The organism is Rhizobium sp. AG207R, from assembly GCF_027109195.1.
Taxonomy (GTDB): domain Bacteria; phylum Pseudomonadota; class Alphaproteobacteria; order Rhizobiales; family Rhizobiaceae; genus Rhizobium; species Rhizobium dioscoreae.
Genome location: NZ_JAEPVT010000011.1, coordinates 111,281 through 129,033, shown reverse-complemented (window position 1 = coordinate 129,033; position 17,753 = coordinate 111,281). Strand labels below are relative to the sequence as shown.

Genomic DNA, 17,753 nt, shown 5'->3' with positions numbered 1-17,753 from the left:
CCGATGCGGGACTCAGGCAAGGCGAGCGCGCAGGTCCGCGATCTGCTGGCGAAGCGCCTCGAGGTTGCCTGCGGCGCCAAAGACATAGTGGTCAGGACGTACGAGCGCAGCGATCGCTTCATGCCGTTCGAACCAGGCCGAAAGCACGCCATCCCTTTCTCGGAGCGCGGCCGGATCGGCTGTATTATCGCCTTGAGGCACAACAGCCTTCACCACGATGCCGTCGATCGCGTCGGCGAGCGCCTGTCCTTCCGCCATCCCGATCCGGCGGCCGTCGAGCACAAGCCGCCATTGCGCTCCGGTAAAGGCATCCATCAAGCGCGGAGCGGGGTCTTCGACGATTGCCGGCTGCGGGAACAACAATCCTCGCGCCGGCGTGCCTTCTTCGGCGATCAGCCCATCCTCGATGGGCGGGACGATTTCCTGCCGGGTAATGGTAAGAGGCCGACCGCCGCCCTCGGCAAGTATGCGGGCATCACGCGCCGCGGCGGCTTCCGGATCGCGTTCGCAGATCGTCTGGCCAATCGCCTTGATCTTGCCGGTCAGCGTCTGCACATGCCGCTTGCGTTCCACCGTGTAGGTATCCAGCAGCGCTTCGGAAGACTGCCCCTTCAGGATGCGGTCGAGCCGCCAGACGAGATTGGAAACGTCGCGCAGGCCCTGGCACATGCCCTGGCCGATAAAGGGCGGCTGCTGATGCGCGGCATCGCCGGCGATCATGACTTTCCCCCGCCGCCATTCGTCGGCCACCAGCGCATGAAAGCGATAGGCGGCGGCCCGCCAAAGCTCGCCGTCTTCCGGCGCCAGCCAGGGCGACAGCAGCCGCCAGACATTGTCGGGCTTTTCCATCTCGCGTGGATCCTCGCCCGGCAGAAGCATGATTTCCCAGCGACGGTGATTTTTGGGCCCCATGATGTAGCTGGTCGGACGCGCTGGATTGCAGAACTGGGCCGAAGTCTGTGGTAGCTTGCCCAGCGCGGTTTCATGTACCTGCAAATCGACTACGAGCCACGGCTCGTCGAAGACGAGATCCTTAAGCTTCATTCCCGACAGTTCACGCACACGGCTCCACGCCCCGTCGCAGCCGATCACATATCTCGCTGTGATCCTCTGGCTCTCGCCGGACGAATCCCGAAGCGTCGCGACCACTTCATTCCCCTGAGGATCGAGATCGACCATTTCCGTGCCAAGTTCTATCGTCACGCAGTCGAAACTTTCGGCATGCCGTCTCAGCACGGCTTCGACCGGAGGCTGGGTAAACACCATGCTCGGGGTGTAGCCGAGCGGATACGGTTCCGGCACCATGTCGATACGACGGATGAGCTGCCCCTCTGCGCCGAAGTGCTGGGAGGCCGTGAACGGCGCGGTATGGGGAAGCACCTCGTCGGCGATGCCCATATTGTCGAAGTGGCGCAGGATTTCGTGGTCGAGCGCGATAGCGCGCGGCTTGTCATAGATACCGGTCAACCGATCGACGACGAGCGTGGAATGGCCTTGCGCGCCGAGCATGCCGGCGGCCACGGCTCCAGCCGGGCCGAAGCCGACCACCAGCACGTCATAAGAGTTCGAAATATCGTTATCGTTCGTCACGGGCATGCCTCTGCAAATGTCTATTGGGCGCATCAGGCGCCGGAAAAGCCGATGCAAATCTGTGCCTTCTTGCAGGCGTCGCTTTTGGGAGGCGCAATGCCCCAGTGATCGGTTCGGCCGGGCGGCCAGACCCATTCCTCGGGTCCTCGGGCGCGATAGGAGTCGTCCACCCCCAGGACTTCGGCGGTGTACTCGATCACTACGCCTTGCGGGTCGACGAAATAGGCAAAGACGTTGTCGCCCGGCCCATGCCGGCCCACGCCCCAGCCGATCGGATAGCCGTGATCGACGACGCGACCAGAACCTCGCATGACGGATTCGAGGTCGGGCATCAGGAAGGCGACATGGTTCAGCCCATTGACCGGTGCCTCGGCCAGCACGACCGCATGATGGTCGTCGTTGCAGCGCAGGAAAGCCATAAGTCTCGACCGGTCCGTCAGGCGGAAGCCGAGGACATTGCGATAGAAGTCCGAAAGCGCCTCGATATCAGCGCTGTTAATGTTGACATGCGCCAGACGTTCCGGCCGGTTGGGAACCACGCGGCCATGCTTGCGGCGGTCGCCGTGCACGAATTCCAGAACGGCGCCTTGCGGCTCGCGGATGACGAAACGCTCGCCACCGGCGGGACCATCAGCGGGTCCGATGTCGCGCAGGACAGCACAGCCTGCGGTAACCGTCTTTGCGAACAGCGACGCCAGCGCTTCAGCCGAACCGACGCGAAAACTGATCTTGCGCAATTCCGAACGGCTGCTTTGCTTTAGCTCCAACACATGAAAATCAGCACCCGTTGCCGCCAGGAAAACCTTGCCCTCCACTTCGGCGACGACATCCAGGCCCCAGACGCGGGTATAAAAGTCGACAGACGACGCGAGATCGGGCGTACCCAGTTCCACGCTGCGCAAAGCGATGACAGGAAATTCAGTCATGGGATCAAACCTCATCCAAACCCAGGAAAGCGCGCGCATTCGCAAATGTCAGGCGCTCGCGCAAACTCGCATCCGCAAACGCCTCCTCGACGCCAGCGATGGGCTCTTTCTCGCGGAAATTGAAGGGATAGTCGGTGCCGATCATGATGCGATCCTCGCCGAAGACGGCGACAAGGCGGCGTAGCATGTCCGGATCGAAAACCAACGAATCCACATAGAGACGCCGCGCCTGCGCGGCAGGGCTCTCATGCGTGATTTCGCTGAGCGCCGGGAAGGCCAAATAGCCCTGCTGCAGCCGCGGCAGCAGCGAGGCAAACGTGCCGCCGCCGTGGCTGAAGGCGATCCGCAGTTTCGGGAATTTCTGAAGCAACCCGCCGGTGATCACGGATCCTGCCGCCAATCCGACATCGGTCGGATAGGCGAGCACCTGCTGAAGCGGCGCTGGCCCAACGAGACGATCCATGCCGGTCGGCCGCACGGCGTGCACGAAGACAGCGGCATTCAGCTTCTCCGCCTCCGCAAAAAAGGGATGGAAACGAGGATCACCGATAGGCACGTCATTGATATTGCTGCCGATCTCGACGCCACGAAAACCGAGTTCGCCGACGAGGCGATGCAACTCGGAAATCGCAAGATCAATATCCTGAAGAGGAAGGCCGCCGAGCCCAACGAAACGACCCTGGCCCTGCCCGATCATCACAGCGATCGCATCGTTGACGTATCGGACAAGGTCGTGGGCCGCGGTCTTTTCGATCCAATAGCCGAAGAGCTCAGGCATGGGAGACAGAGCCTGGATGCGGATACCGGTCCTGTCCATCTCCTCCAGCCGCCGTTCGGCCACCCAGCAGGCATCGCTGACCGTGCGATAAGGCTTGTCATCGATAACGACCGTTGCGTGACAAGCATCCGCGGCAACCATCGAGGGCCAGCCACGGATGGGAGCATTCCCTGCCGCAAGCGGAAAACGTGCGGGCACCACGTGACAGTGGATATCAATGCCGCAACAAGCGCAGCCGTTCGCAAAGGCGCCCGACGCTCGCTCTTTCGTTCCGCTCATGGAGCCCTCCCTCGTTAAGAGCCGTCATAATGTACAAACTTTACCACGTAAAGATAAAATTTATAAATTTTGCGCCGCTGCTTCCTCGTGTATATAAAAAGTGATTTGCAAGCCAGAGAGCACCATGAACGTCAACCTGCTGAAGAAAGAGGCCGGAAGCCCCGCGACATTGGCGACCAGCATCTATGAGCGGCTGAAGGCCGACATTCTCTCGACGCGCCTGGAGCCCGGCCGAAAGCTTCAGCTCCGCTTCCTGATCGAGCACTATGATGCCGGCCAGACCCCGTTGCGCGAGGCATTGAACAGATTGACGACGGAGGACCTCGTCATCGGAAAGGAACAGCGCGGCTTCTTCGTCAAACCCATCAGCCTGGACGAATTGCATGAGCTGACGAAAACGCGCTGCTGGGTGGAGACGCTGGCCCTGCGGGAATCCATGGCGAATGCAACGCCTGACTGGGAAGAGGCGCTTCTGGTCGCCCATCATCGGTTGGAGCGCACCCCGCGCTCACTCAACCCGGAGCAGTTCGAGGACAATCCGGAATGGGAAAGGCTTCACCGCGCCTTTCATGCGCTGCTGATCGGGGGATGCGGATCTAAGCCATTGATAGGCTTTTGCGAGCAGCTGGCCGATAGGCTCTACCGGTATCGAGCGCTTTCGATCCGCAAAGCCTTTCGCGTGCGCAAGGTCAATGATGAGCATGCGCGTATCCTCGGAGCCGTGCTCGACCGGGATACCGTGGAGGCCGAGCGGTTGCTGCAACTCCATTATGAGAAAACGGCCGACATCATCCGGACTGATCTTGATACGGCGACGTAAGGCGCCGCCGCGACCGGCTCGAATACCCAACATAGGGCCAGGGCATTATCTTTGGCAGGGATCTTTGGCAGGCGATAGCCGTTCATGATGCCTTGCGGTCCGAGACGCTGGCCATCGAGACCTGTGTCGCAGTCTCCGCGGGACGCGAAGCGCGCCGTCCAGGATATGAACCGGATCGCATGCCTTGAGCCCCACGAATCGGGAATGTGGAGCGCGCGCCGGCTCAAGCATCGTCGAATGTTTTGAACTGATTCAAACTGGCGGCGCACGCCAAAAAGCCAGCTTCACACAAGTCATTAACGCTACCATCCCCGCATCAGCAACGTGCGAGGAACCAATGAGCATCTTTGGTAGCATGAAAACGGCAGTTTCCGGCATGAACGCGCAGGCAAATAAGCTTAGCACCGTGTCGGACAACATCGCGAACGTCAATACAACGGGCTACAAGTCGGCGAGCACCAGCTTTTCGTCGTTGATTCTCCCTTCGGGCGGCGGCAACTATAACTCCGGCAGCGTCGAAACCAACGTCAGCTATTCGGTCTCGCAGCAGGGCGACACGGTCTCCACCTCGTCGAGCAGCGACTTGTCGATCCAGGGCGCCGGCTTCTTCGTCGTGCAGGGCGCCGACGGCAAGACCGTCCTGACCCGCGCGGGCGACTTTACGCCGGATGCAAACGGGAACCTCGTGAACTCCGCTGGCTATACGCTGATGGGCTACTCCTATGCTTCTGGGGCGCCGGCTGTCGTCGTCAACGGCTTCGACGGCCTGGTGCCGATCAACGTCAATCAGAGCGGTCTTGCCAGCTCGCCCTCGACAACGGGCACCTTCACCGGTAACCTCAATTCGAACGCGACCGTCGTTACCGATACAGCGACATTGCCAAGCGCCAACCCGACCTCGGTTACCTCAAATACCCAGAAGAGCTCGGTGGTTGCCTACGACAAGCTTGGCAACTCCGTCATGTATGACGTTTATTACACCAAGATACAGTCCGCCGATTCCACTACGGGCGCGACCGATCAGTGGGAGGTCAGCGTCTATCGCAATGCCGACAAGAGCACGTCAGGGAGCTCCTCGTTCCCTTATTCGTCGGACCCAGTCAATGTTCCAAATCCATCCACATTGACATTCGACGCAAACGGCAACATGACGAGCGGTGGGACATTCACCATCACCGACCCAACAACCGGCGGATCCATCGCGATGGATTTGAGCGGGATGACGCAGAAGGCCAGCGACTTCAGCTCGACGGGCTCGACCAATGGTCAGGCGGCAAGCCCCGTGACCGGCGTCACCATCGACAAGAACGGCATTGTCTATGCAAACTACAAGACCGGCGATCCGAAGGCGATCTACCAGATCCCGCTCGCGACCGTTGCAAGCCCCGACAAGCTGACGCTCTTGAGCGGCAACGTCTATCAAGCCAATGCCGATTCAGGCGTGACGGTCACCAGCTTTGCCAACAGCAACGGTCTCGGTTATATCCAGTCGAACTCTCTGGAAGCATCGAACGTCGATTTGGCCGGCCAGCTCACTGACATGATCCAGGCACAAAAGAGCTACACTGCGAACTCCAAGGTCTTCCAGACGGGATCAGACTTGCTGGACGTACTGGTCAACCTCCAACGCTGATCTTCCGCCTGCTCAATCAGAAGGGCCCTCCGGGGCCCTTTTGTCGTACGGCCCGATGACGAAGCCCGCTGCTCGATCAGCACGATCGGATTTCGATCAGTGGGAGAATTCGATACCCACAGCGACAATCACAAGTTCAACCACAGCTTCAGGCAAGCCAGTCGAACTACGCTGCGAGCGTGGGGCGTGAATTTTAGAGAGTGTTAATCCGCCAACGCTTCGGCAAGGCAAGCTTGGTCGGCTTTGAACATGCTGACAGTGCAACGTGGCTACGGAAAGAGTCCTGTTAATGACTTCGATCGTTTCATCCTTGAGCCTCACTCAGATCAGATCTCTTTCAACATCAGCTGTGGCGGCCTGGACCACGGAAGATGTGGCATCACTATCCACCAAGCAGATCAGCGTTCTCACCTCAGCGCAGATCGCGGCGCTGGATACAGAGGACGTGGAGGTTCTCACCTCCCAGCAGTTAAGCGCAATTTCGCAAAGCGCCATTCCGGGGCTCACGCTCGATCAGCTGGCCGCCCTGTCAACATCCGCGATCGAGAGCTTCAGTTCCGTGCAGATCACCGCGATCACGACACAGCAACTCCAGGCCCTGACAATCGAACAGGCGGAAGCCCTGACGACGTCGCAGGTCCGGGTCTTGAGTTCGTCGCAAATCGCCGCGCTCAGCGCCGCAGATCTGGCTACCTTTTCGACAGACGATATGGCCGCGATCAGCAGCAAGGCGATATCGGGCCTCTCGACCGCTGCAATGGCCACGCTTTCGACCGAGCAGATCGCGGCGTTGAGCACCAGCAGCATTTCCAATTTGACGACAAGCCAAATCGCGGCGCTTGGCACGACGCAAATTGCTGCCCTGACGACGGCGCAAATCGCCGCTCTCAGGACGACGCAAGTCGCAGCGATGGCCACGAGCGATATAGCGGCCTTTTCAACTGCTCAGATCGCGGCCCTGGCGGCCAGCGCGATTGCCAGCCTGAAGACGGCGCAAGTCGCAGCCCTGAGCACCGCACAAGCCGAGGCTCTCACCTCCAGCCAGGTCAAGGCCCTGAGCTCGGCGCAGCTTTCCGTGCTGTCCACGGGCGGTATCGCCGCGTTTTCGACGGATGACATGGCGGCGATCACGGCTGCCGCGGTCGCGGGCCTCTCGACAGCGACCATTTCCTCTCTTGCGACGAACCAAGTCGCCGCCTTGAACACGGCCGCGATTTCCGGCCTGACAACGGCTCAGATAGCTGCCTTGAGCACGGCGCAGATCGCCGCGATGACAACGGCACAAGTCGCGGCGCTCACCGCAACCCAGTTCGCGGTCATGAGCACGGGCGATGTTGCCGCCCTCTCGGTCTCACAGGTCGCAGCCCTCAGCAAGTCGGCCGTTTCCGGCCTGAGCACCGTCCAGATCACCGCGTTGAGCACGGCGCAGATCAGCGCGTTGACAACGAGCCAAATCAATTCGCTCAAGACGACGCAGACCGGAGCCTTGAGCACGAGTGATATCGCAGCACTTTCGACCGCGCAAATTGCCGCCTTCAGCGTGAGCGGCATCGCCGGGCTGACAACGAGCCAGATCAGCGTGATGACCACAACGCAGATCGCCGCTCTGACAACGGCTCAGGTCGCGGCGCTGACGTCGACCCAGATATCCGCGTTGAGCATGGACGATATCGCGGCGCTCTCGACCGCCAGCATCGCCGCAATCACCAGCAAGGCCGTATCGGGTCTTGACACGACAGCCATTGCTGCCCTGTCAACGGCGCAAGTCGCGGCGCTAAGCACCGCTGGGATTGCCGGGTTGAGCACCGCCCAGATCGCGATTCTGGGCGCGGCTAAAACGAGCGTCCTGACCACGGCACAGGTCGCGGCGCTCGGCTCAAGCCAAATTGCCGTGTTGGGTACGGATGTCATTGCGGCGCTTTCGACAGGACAGATCGCGGCTCTGAAAGCAGCCACCGTTGCCGGTTTGACGACAGATCAGATCGCCGCGCTAAGCACGCAGCAAGTGGAGGCGCTCACCAGTGCTCAAATCGCGGCGCTGAGCTCGAGCCAATTCTCGGCCCTCGGCACGGATGAGATCGCCACGTTCTCGACGACGGAAATCGCGGCCATTACCAGCAAGGCTGTGGCGGGGCTAGGTACGGAGGTCATCGCCGCCCTTTCAACCGATCAGATCGCCGCCCTTAGCTCGAGCGCGGTCACCGGCCTGACGACGGCCCAGGTCGCCGCGCTTTCGGGCGCTCAGGTCGCGGGCCTGGCGACGCGCGCCATCGCGAGCCTGACGACGAACCAGATCGCGAGCCTGAGCTCGCAACAGGTCGCGGCCTTGACGGCTACCCAGATCAGCGTGCTGAAAACAGCCCAGATCGCGGCTCTCAGCACGAATGATATCGCAGCCTTTTCAACCGCTCAGATTGGTGCACTGACCACGACCGCGATCACAGGGTTGACGACGGGCCAGATTACCGCGCTCACGACAGCACAGGTCGAGGCGCTGTCGTCGAGCCAGCTCAAGGTACTGAGTTCCACTCAACTTGCCGCCCTGGGTTCGGATGACGTGGCAACGTTCACGACAGACGAAATCGCCGCGCTTTCCAGCAAGGCGATCGGCGGCCTCACAACCAGCGTCATCGCGTCCCTTTCGAGCGCGCAGCTCGAGGCCTTGACCACGAGCGCCATCACCGGCCTGACGACCGCCCAAATATCGACGCTGGGTACCGCTCAGCTCGCAAGCCTCACGACCAGCCAGATCGCAGCGTTGAGTTCGACGCAAATGGCGGCGCTGACGGCGAACGACATGGCTGCCCTCTCGACGGTCGACATGGCGGCTATCGCCACCAAGGCAATCGCGGGCTTGAGCACTGGCGCCGTCGCTGCTCTCTCGACAATACAGATTGCCGCCCTGGGCACGAGCACGCTCGCGAACCTGACGACCAATCAGATCGCGGCCTTGAGCACCGCGCAGCTCGCGGCACTCAGCACGACACAGGTCGCGACCCTGACGTCGAGCCAGATCGCAGCCCTCGGCACGGGCACCATTACATCCCTCACCGCCAGCCAGATCGCGGCCCTCAGCACATCCGGCATCCCGGGTCTGACGACGGATCAAATCGCGGCCTTGAGCACGCAGCAAACGCAGGCATTGACGACGGCCCAGATCGCCAAACTGAGTTCGACCCAGGTCTCCGCTCTTGGAACGGATGATATCGCGACCTTTGCGACCGATGAAATCGCCGCGCTTTCCAGCAAGGCGGTAACGGGGTTGAGCACCGGCGTCATCTCGACCCTCTCGACGCAACAAATCGCCTCCTTGAGCGCCGCCGGAATTGCCGGTTTGACGACGAGCCAGATCGCCGCGCTCAATACCGCGCAGATCGCCGCCCTGCCGGCATCGTGGATGACGGCTCTCAGCGCCACCCAGATCGCGGCCCTCGATACCAACGTCATCGCCGCTCTGTCCACGGCACAGGTCGCCGCGATAAGCACGTCGGGGATTAGCGGTTTGACGACCGATCAGGTCAATGCGCTGAGCACCACCCAAGTCGCGACCCTGACAACAAATCAGGTCGCCGCTCTAAAGACCGCTCAGCTCTCCGCGCTGGGGACCGATGATGTCGCCGCCCTTTCAGTCGCCGATATCGCCGTGATCAGTTCGACTGCGATGTCGGGACTGTCGACCGACGCTATCGCCGCGCTGACGACTGCTCAGATCGCGGCCTTGAGCACGGCAGGAATCGCGGGTCTCAGCACCGCGCAGATCGACGCCCTGAGTTCCGGCCAAGTCGATGCGCTGCTCACCAATCAGATCGCGGCTCTCAGCCAATCGCAAATCGCGACCATGGATGCGGATATCGTCGCCTCACTCTCCACCGCCCAAATCGCGGCATTCAGCACGTCCGGGATAATAGGTCTGACAACAGGGCAGATGACCGCGCTTAGTACGGCACAGGCAGAGGCGCTGACCACCGCGCAGGTCAAGGTACTCAGCTCCGTCCAGCTCGGCGCCTTGAGCGCCGATGATATAGCAACGTTCTCGACCGCCGACATCGCCGCAATTTCGAACAAGGCAGTGTCGGGTCTCGGCTCGTCCATCATCGGTTCATTGTCCACGGATCAGATCGCAGCGCTCAGCACGACCACCGTCGCGGGCCTGACGACCGATCAGGTCGCTGCTTTGAGCACGACACAAGTGGCGGCCTTGGCCACAACGCGAATCGCGGCGCTGAGTTCGGCGCAAGTGGGAGCTCTCGGCACAGGAAGCATAGCTTCACTCACGACTGGCCAGATCGCTGCACTCAGCACCGCCGGAATTTCCGGACTGAGCACTGATCAGGTCAACGTCCTGAGCAGCGCGCAGCTTGCCGCCTTGACCACGACACAGATCGCCGCGCTCAGTTCGGCCCAGCTTGGCGTCCTCGGTTCGAGCGACGTCGCGGCCCTCTCGACCGCGGATATTGCCGCCATCGGTTCGAGTGCCATTTCGGGCTTGTCCACGGCAGCCTTGGCGGCGTTCTCGACGGCGCAGATCGCCGCGCTCAGCCCGACCGGCATCCTTGGCATGACCACGGATCAGATCAGTGCCCTCAACAGCAGCCAGATAGATGTGCTATCCACCAAGCAGATCGCAACCTTGAGCTCGGCGCAGGTCGGGGTTTTGGACCCGAGCATCGTCGCGACACTTTCGACCGCGCAGATCGCGGCCCTCGGCGGCTCGGCCGTCGCAGGCCTTACCACCACACAGATCTCTGCATTCAACACCAGCCAGACAGAGGCGCTGACATCGGCCCAAGTCGCGGCTCTGAGTTCCAAACAGATCAGCAGCCTGAGTGCTGCCGATATCGCCACTTTCTCGACCAAAGATATTTCGGCCATCGGCTCCGCCGCCATCTCCGGCTTGTCGACAGATGCCATCGCCGCCATGTCGACAGCCCAGATAGCGGCTCTCAGCACATCGGGCATAGCGGGGCTGACCACCCAGCAGATCGCCGTTTTGAGCACCGGGCAGCTCCAAGCCCTGACGACGGTACAAAGCGCAGCGCTCAATTCCGCGCAGCTTTCCGTATTGACGACAAATGACATAGCTGCTCTGTCGACCAAGAACATCGCAGCCATCACTTCCGCCGCCATATCGGGTCTTTCCACGACAGCAGTCGCCGCTTTGTCGACGAGCCAGGTGGCGGCCCTGAGCACCTCGAGCATTACCGGCCTCACCACGAAACAGATCGCAGCGCTCGGCACCATCCAGGCCGAGGCGTTGACGACAGCGCAGGTCGCGGCCCTGAACTCGACCCAGCTTTCAGCGCTAACGACAGACGACCTAGCCGTGTTTTCGACGCAGGACATCGCGGCCATCGGCTCGAACGCCATATCGGGCCTGTCCACGGGCGCGATAGCGGCACTGACGACAAACCAGCTCGCGGCCCTCAGCACGCTGGGGATCGGCGGTTTGTCGACCAAACAGATCGCCGCCTTGAATACCGCTCAGATCCATGCCCTGAGCAGCAAGCAGATGGCTGCGCTGAGTTCGGCGCAGGTTTCCGCCTTGAGTACGGCGGACATAGCCTCGCTTTCGAACGTCCAGATCGCGGCCCTTAGTTCATCCGGCACGGCCGGATTGACGAGCCTGCAGATAGCCGCCTTGGGCACGGGTCAGGTGCAAGCCCTGACGACGACACAGATCAATGTTCTTGGCTCTAAGCAGGTATCCGCGCTGACGACAGCCGATATAGCGGCGATGTCGACGGCGCAGATTGCCGCTTTGAGCAGTCTCGGCATTGCGGGCCTGACAAGTGCTCAGATCGCGGTCTTGAACACCGCCCAGGCCGAGGCCCTCACCTCGGCCCAGGTCGCCGCTCTCAGTTCGAGCCAGATTGCGACACTGGATGCTGCCAATCTGCAGACATTCTCGACGTCCGATATCGCGGCTATCAGTTCAAACGCCATTTCCGGCCTGTCAACGGCCACCGTCGCCGCCTTCTCGACAGATCAGATCACGGCGATCAGCACCGCCGGCATCGCGGGCCTCACCACCCTGCAGATTTCCGCTCTCGGCACCAACCAGGTCGGGGCGCTCACGACAGCCCAGATCAGCACTCTTGGCTCGAGGCAGATTTCGGCGCTGACAACAGCTGATATCGCAGCCATGTCGACCGCACAAATCGCCGCGCTTAGCACAGCCGGGATACCCGGCCTGACAACGGCACAGCTGGCGGCGCTCAGCGTCGACCAGGCGGAGGCCCTCACAACGGGGCAGATCGGCGCGTTGAGCTCGACCCAGGTCGCAGCTTTGAGCGCGGATGACCTAGACGCTTTTTCCACGGCCGATATCGCGGCCATCAGTTCGAGCGCGATACAAGGCCTATCGACGGCGACGATCGCCGGATTCTCGACGGATCAGGTCGCAGCGCTCAGCGCATCGGGCATTGCCGGCCTGACAACATCGCAGATAGCGGCTCTGAGCACCGGGCAGTTGGAGGCCTTAACCACGGCTCAGGTCGCGGCGCTCAATTCCAAACAGATCGCGGTGCTCGGCACGAACGGCATCGAAGCCCTCTCCACCAATCAGATCGCGGCGCTGAGCACCAGCGGGATTGCCGGACTTACGACCGATCAGATCGCGGTGCTCAGCACGGATCAGGCTGAAGCCTTGACGCCGACCCAGGTTGGGGCGTTCACCTCGAAGCAGATCGCCACCTTCGGGACAGAAGATCTCGCGACCTTCTCGACCGCGGACATGGCAGCCATCGGTTCGCTCGCTATGTCCGCCCTGTCAACCGCCGCGATCGCAGCCTTTTCGACAGAACAGATCGCCGCCTTGAGCACGGCCGGCATCGCGGGCCTCACCACCAGCCAGATGGCCGCTCTCAGCACGGCCCAGGCCGAAGCCCTCACACCCACCCAGGTCGGAGCACTCAGCTCCGCGCAGATCGCCGCTCTCGGAACCGATGATCTCCAGACCTTCTCGAGTGCGGACATCGCGGCCATCAGTTCAAGCGGTATTTCCGGCCTGACGACGGCCATTGTCGCGGCGCTATCAACGGCCCAGATTACGTCCTTGGGTACAGGCGGCATCGCCGGATTGACGACGGCGCAGATCGCCGTGCTCAGCACCGATCAAATCGAGGCTTTGACAGCGGCGCAAGTCGCGGTACTCGGCTCAAAGCAGGTCGCGGTCCTGAGCACCGCCGATATCGCCGCTTTATCGACAAGCCAGGTCGCCGCCTTGAGCACGGCGGGCGTGGCCGGCCTGAGCAGTACCCAGGTCTCCGCCATGAGCGTCGATCAGATCGCGGCATTTTCGACGGCCCAGATCGCCGCCCTGAGTTCAGCCGGAATTGCGGGCCTCAGCTCGGCCGACCTGGCAACCTTCTCCACTTCCGATATCGCGGCGATCAGTTCCAACTCGGTCCAGGGACTGTCGACCGACTTTATCGCCTCCCTCTCCACCGCTCAGATCGCGGCACTCGGGACAGGCAGCATCGCCGGCCTGAGCAGTACCCAGGTCGGGGTGCTTAGCATCGAACAATTCGAAGCGCTTTCAACCACCCAGATCGCGGCGTTGAGTTCAGCCGGTCTGGCGGGACTGACCACGGCGGATCTGACAACCATTTCCACCGCCGAGCTGTCCGTGATCAACTCGGATGCGATCCAGGGACTGTCTACCGCCGTCGTCGCGGCCCTCAGCAGCGATCAGATCGCGGTCCTGACGACCTCTCAGATCGCTTCATTGAGCTATGGTCAGATCGCGGCAATGAGTACGGCTCAGATCGCCGCTCTTTCAACGTCGCAGATCGGCGCCTTGAACGCCCTTCAGGTCGCGGCCCTGGATACGGATGATATTTCGGTCTTCACGACCGATGACATCGCCGCATTGAACTCGGGGGCGGTCGCCGGATTGACCACGCGGGTCATCGCGGCGCTGACGACGGCGCAGGCCGAGGCTCTCGCACCATCCCAGGTCAGCGGGCTGACCTCGGCGCAGGTCGCCGCCCTGACGACCCAGGAGCTCTCGACCTTCTCGACCAAGGATATCGCGGCTTTTAGCTCGAATGGCATAACGGGCCTATCCACTCAGGATATCGCGAGCCTTTCCAGTACGCAGTTGCTCGCGTTGATGCGTTCGCAAATGGCATATCTGAGCTCGGATCAAATCGCCGCGGTCATCTCGAGCTATGTGACGTGAAACGGCACAAAGGCCTTGCGACGGCGATAGGCGAGATCGAGACCCAGGACGCGAAAGGCGAATCCTGAAGATCGCGATATGCCCCGGCATTGCTGGATCGAATCACGCGACAGAGCGCCTGGCGGCGGGCGATTTCAGAAGCTGCCCGAGCCATCGCGAGCAGCGCCCGCGGCATATGACTTGGTCTCGTGGTCTCGAACACCCGCGCGGTCGTTGCAATTCGCCTTGGCGCGTTCGAAAGCTGTTGATTGCCGGCGCGCAACGGCCGATTCCCGCGGCAGGCTGATGACATGCCGACGGCAACCAAGCACAGTCGAGACATCGGCAGCCATTATGAAAATGGTTGCCTTGCCTGCCGCCAGTTTATGGAATGCCCATGGTCACCAATGATGCTTCAGTCACCAGTCCGGTCATGCCCCTTGCCGGCATCTTGGACCTGGCGCGTTCGCAGCGCCTCTCCTTCAACGACCTGTTCCAATTTGCCGAAACACGAAGTGCCGCCGGGCGGAAGCTGGAGGCGGCGGAGGCTTACAAGGTCTGGATTGCGTTCAACGATGGCCACCCCTACCTGCATCTCGTTTACTTCAACTATTCGGTCACGCTGCGGCAGCTCGGCGACATAGCCGGCTCCATTCAGGCGCTGCGCGCCTGCCTGAAGCTCGATCCGCAATTCGGCCCGGCACACATCAATCTCGGACGGGCATTGGAAGATAGCGGCGTCGCGGCGCAAGCCATCGTGCAATGGCGAAGCTTCGTCGACATGACGGCTGAAAGCACTCCGGACAAGCTCGCGCACCGCCTCATGGCGCTTCAACATATTGGCCGCGTCATGGAAAATGCGGGTCTTTTGGATGATGCCGAAGCGGCTCTTTGGCAGGCTATCGAACTACGACCCGACAAGGGCGAGGCCGGGCAGCATTGGAGCGCCTTGCGACAGCGCCAATGCAAATGGCCTGTTCTGACGTCATCCGACCACGTCTCCACGCGTCAGCTCCTCGATTCCATGTCGCCGCTGACGCTTGCCTGCTATTCCGACGATCCCCTGTTTCAGCTCGCAAGAGCCTATCAATACAACAAATCCTTTGTCGGTCGGCCCGACATAAGCGGATTTCCTCGCAAGATGCCGCGCAAAAAATCCGGAACCGCTCAGCGGCTTCGCATCGGCTACGTATCGTCGGATCTGCGCGATCACGCGGTTGGCTTCGCACTCAGGGAAGTGCTGGAGCTGCACGACAAGCAAAGCGTCGAGATCTACGCCTATTACTGCGGGGAGCCCGTGGAGCAAGACGCCACGCAAACGCGCATGAAAGCCGTCGTCGACTGCTGGCGCGAGATCGCCGCGCTCAACGATCAGGATGCGGCACGGCAGATCGCGGACGATGACATCGATATCCTCATCGACGTCAATGGCTATACCAAGCATGCGCGAACGAAGATCTTCGCATATCGACCGGCCCCCGTCATCGTCAATTTCTGCGGCTATCCGGGCACGATGGGCAGTCCTTTTCATCACTATATCATCGCGGACGAGCACGTCATTCCTCCGGAAAATGAGATCTTCTATTCAGAGAAGGTCCGGAGGATCCCTTGCACCCAGCCAATTGATCGCAAGAGAGCGGTCGCCGAAAAGCCGACACGCCTCGAAGCGGGCCTGCCGGACGGCGCCTTCGTCTTCGCCTGCTTCAACGGCATGCAGAAGATCACGCAGGAGACGTTTGCGCGGTGGATGGAAATTCTCGCGGCAACATCCGACAGCGTATTATGGCTGTTGAGCGGCGGTGGCGATGTCGACGCCCGTCTGCGCCAGGTCGCGGCAAATGCCGGTGTCGCACCTGAGCGTCTCATCTTCGCGCCCAAGGCACCAAACGCTCAACACCTCGCCAGGATTGGCCTTGCCGATCTTTTCCTCGACACGTTCCCCTATGGAGCACATTCGACCGCGGCCGATGCCCTGACCATGGGCTTGCCTGTCCTCACCATTCCAGGCAAGAGCTTCGCAGCACGCTTCTGCCATAGCATAGTCGCGGCTGCCGGCGCGACGCAGCTCATCTGCTCGGACCCGCAAGACTACATAGAAAAGGCGATCGGATTCGCAAAGGATTCAACTAGCCTGAAGAGAATAAGGGCGTCCATGCGGGAACAACGAGACACAAGTGTCTTGCGCGATATTCCAGCCCTCGTTCAGCGCCTGGAGACGCTGTTCTGGCAGATGCAAAGAGAAGCCGAGCAAGGAAACATTCCTCAGCCGGATTTGCGCAACCTCGATGTCTACTATGAGATTGGCGTCGGATTGGTGCAAGACCACATTGCCTTTCGCGACGACAGCACTTACAGGCGCGAATATAGAAAGCGGCTGGCCGAATGGCACGACTATTCCCCATTGCAGCGAGACGGTCGCCTCTGGCCTAATGGCACGGTAATCTAGGCATTCCCGTTGGATTTCTCCTGCGCCAATGCCCAAACGCCAAGGTTGCCGAATCTGACGGGCCAGAAGAATCTGACGGATACAGCGGCCGGATTTCCATCACTCTCTGCGGCTTGCCTCACGGGCGGCCAGCCGCTTTCCGGTTCATGAAGCTCAGGGCGAGCACGGTAAAGATCAGTGTTCCCGTACCGACCTGCTGCCAGTAGAAATTCAGATCGGTCAATAAAAGTCCATTGGCCACGATACTGAGCAGCAGCACACCCAGCACGGTACCAGTGACGTTCGGCCGCCCGAGCGGACTGAGCGTCGTGCCGATGAAGGTTGCGCCGATGGCATTCAGCAGGAATGCATTGCCGGAAGACGGGATGTAGACGGTGACGGTCGCGGTCAGAATCAGGCCAGCGACGGCCGCGATCAATCCGACCAATACGAAGGTGGGCGCTATATAGGCGGGAGCCACAATACCGGAATAGCGCACGACACCCGGCTGGATACCGATTGACAGCACGACGCGGCCGAAGCGCGTGCGGGCAAGAATGACCGCGGCGACCGCGATGAGGACGATGGCGATTGCGAGCGGCACAGGGAAACCCCAGATCGTACCGTGGCCAAGGAAACGGAAAGCCTCCGGCACGCCGTTCGGCGGCAGATAGACGGGATTGCCGCCATTGGTCAGCAGTTGCTGGATGCTGCGGCCGATGAACAGCGTGCCGAGCGTCGCAAGGAACGGCGAGACGCCGATCCCCGAGATCAATAGCGCATTAAAGGCGCCCACGAGCGCCCCGGCTCCCAATCCGGCAAACGCCGCAAGTGCCACCGGCTGCCCGGCAAGGACGAGCGAGACGAAGGCAAAGCTCGCGAAATCCATCGCCGTCCCCACCGAAAGATCGATGCCGCCAGAGGCGACCGCGAAGGTCATGGCGATGGAAACGATGGCAAGCAACGTGAAATTGTTAACCAGGATGCTCTGCAGGTTGGCAAGGGTCAGGAATGTCGGTGTGATCAGGGAAAAGACGGCGAAGACCGCAACCAGGGCGAGGATCAGCCCATAGCGCACGAGGCTGGCGGCGATCAGCCGCGTCAAGCCAACCGGGGCGTGTGCGGAACCATGAAGCGACAT

The 17,753-nt window shown here is 61.2% G+C and carries 8 protein-coding genes; 4 read left to right on the top strand and 4 right to left on the bottom strand.

Annotated features, from left to right (window positions below; translation table 11 throughout):
• Positions 1–12: 12 nt before the first annotated feature.
• From JJQ51_RS24910 to JJQ51_RS24900, 3 genes are read right to left on the bottom strand one after another with little or no spacing between them, the layout of a single operon-like run.
• Positions 13–1,596, bottom strand: a complete 1,584-nt coding sequence (locus JJQ51_RS24910; RefSeq protein WP_113395154.1) for a bifunctional 3-(3-hydroxy-phenyl)propionate/3-hydroxycinnamic acid hydroxylase — start codon at positions 1,594–1,596, stop codon at positions 13–15.
• A gap of 26 nt (positions 1,597–1,622) precedes the next feature.
• Positions 1,623–2,516, bottom strand: a complete 894-nt coding sequence (locus tag JJQ51_RS24905; RefSeq protein WP_269245452.1) for a VOC family protein — start codon at positions 2,514–2,516, stop codon at positions 1,623–1,625.
• A gap of 4 nt (positions 2,517–2,520) precedes the next feature.
• Complete coding sequence (locus JJQ51_RS24900; RefSeq protein ID WP_269245451.1) at positions 2,521–3,573, bottom strand: amidohydrolase family protein; 1,053 nt, start codon at positions 3,571–3,573, stop codon at positions 2,521–2,523.
• A 124-nt stretch (positions 3,574–3,697) separates the two neighbouring features.
• Here JJQ51_RS24900 and JJQ51_RS24895 point away from each other — a divergent pair, with 124 nt between their 5' ends.
• From JJQ51_RS24895 to JJQ51_RS24880, 4 genes are all read left to right on the top strand, one after another.
• The gene (locus JJQ51_RS24895; RefSeq protein ID WP_113353416.1) at positions 3,698–4,393 is read left to right on the top strand and encodes a GntR family transcriptional regulator; all 696 of its coding nucleotides are present in this window, start codon (positions 3,698–3,700) and stop codon (positions 4,391–4,393) included.
• Positions 4,394–4,730: 337 nt separating this feature from the next.
• Positions 4,731–6,026: a flagellar hook protein FlgE gene (locus JJQ51_RS24890; RefSeq protein WP_113353417.1), complete on the top strand. Its 1,296-nt coding sequence runs from the start codon at positions 4,731–4,733 to the stop codon at positions 6,024–6,026.
• Positions 6,027–6,315: 289 nt separating this feature from the next.
• A complete protein-coding gene (locus tag JJQ51_RS24885) occupies positions 6,316–14,208 on the top strand; it encodes a beta strand repeat-containing protein (protein WP_442967346.1) in 7,893 nt (2,630 codons plus the stop codon).
• Positions 14,209–14,584: 376 nt separating this feature from the next.
• The gene (locus tag JJQ51_RS24880) at positions 14,585–16,633 is read left to right on the top strand and encodes an O-linked N-acetylglucosamine transferase, SPINDLY family protein (RefSeq protein WP_113388784.1); all 2,049 of its coding nucleotides are present in this window, start codon (positions 14,585–14,587) and stop codon (positions 16,631–16,633) included.
• Positions 16,634–16,751: 118 nt separating this feature from the next.
• On the opposite strand, the gene JJQ51_RS24875 is transcribed toward JJQ51_RS24880, so the two are convergent.
• Positions 16,752–17,753, bottom strand: coding sequence for an ABC transporter permease (locus JJQ51_RS24875; RefSeq protein ID WP_113353421.1), 1,002 nt, complete (start codon positions 17,751–17,753; stop codon positions 16,752–16,754).

What these genes read in the sequence shown, in the direction of transcription:
- JJQ51_RS24890 (WP_113353417.1), top strand. Translation starts at nt 4,731, where the DNA reads ATGAGCATCTTTGGTAGCATGAAAACGGCAGTTTCCGGCATGAACGCG.
- JJQ51_RS24885 (WP_442967346.1), top strand. Translation starts at nt 6,316, where the DNA reads ATGACTTCGATCGTTTCATCCTTGAGCCTCACTCAGATCAGATCTCTT.
- JJQ51_RS24875 (WP_113353421.1), bottom strand. Translation starts at nt 17,753, where the DNA reads ATGTCGCTTCATGGTTCCGCACACGCCCCGGTTGGCTTGACGCGGCTG.
- JJQ51_RS24905 (WP_269245452.1), bottom strand. Translation starts at nt 2,516, where the DNA reads ATGACTGAATTTCCTGTCATCGCTTTGCGCAGCGTGGAACTGGGTACG.
- JJQ51_RS24880 (WP_113388784.1), top strand. Translation starts at nt 14,585, where the DNA reads ATGGTCACCAATGATGCTTCAGTCACCAGTCCGGTCATGCCCCTTGCC.
- JJQ51_RS24910 (WP_113395154.1), bottom strand. Translation starts at nt 1,596, where the DNA reads ATGCCCGTGACGAACGATAACGATATTTCGAACTCTTATGACGTGCTG.
- JJQ51_RS24900 (WP_269245451.1), bottom strand. Translation starts at nt 3,573, where the DNA reads ATGAGCGGAACGAAAGAGCGAGCGTCGGGCGCCTTTGCGAACGGCTGC.
- JJQ51_RS24895 (WP_113353416.1), top strand. Translation starts at nt 3,698, where the DNA reads ATGAACGTCAACCTGCTGAAGAAAGAGGCCGGAAGCCCCGCGACATTG.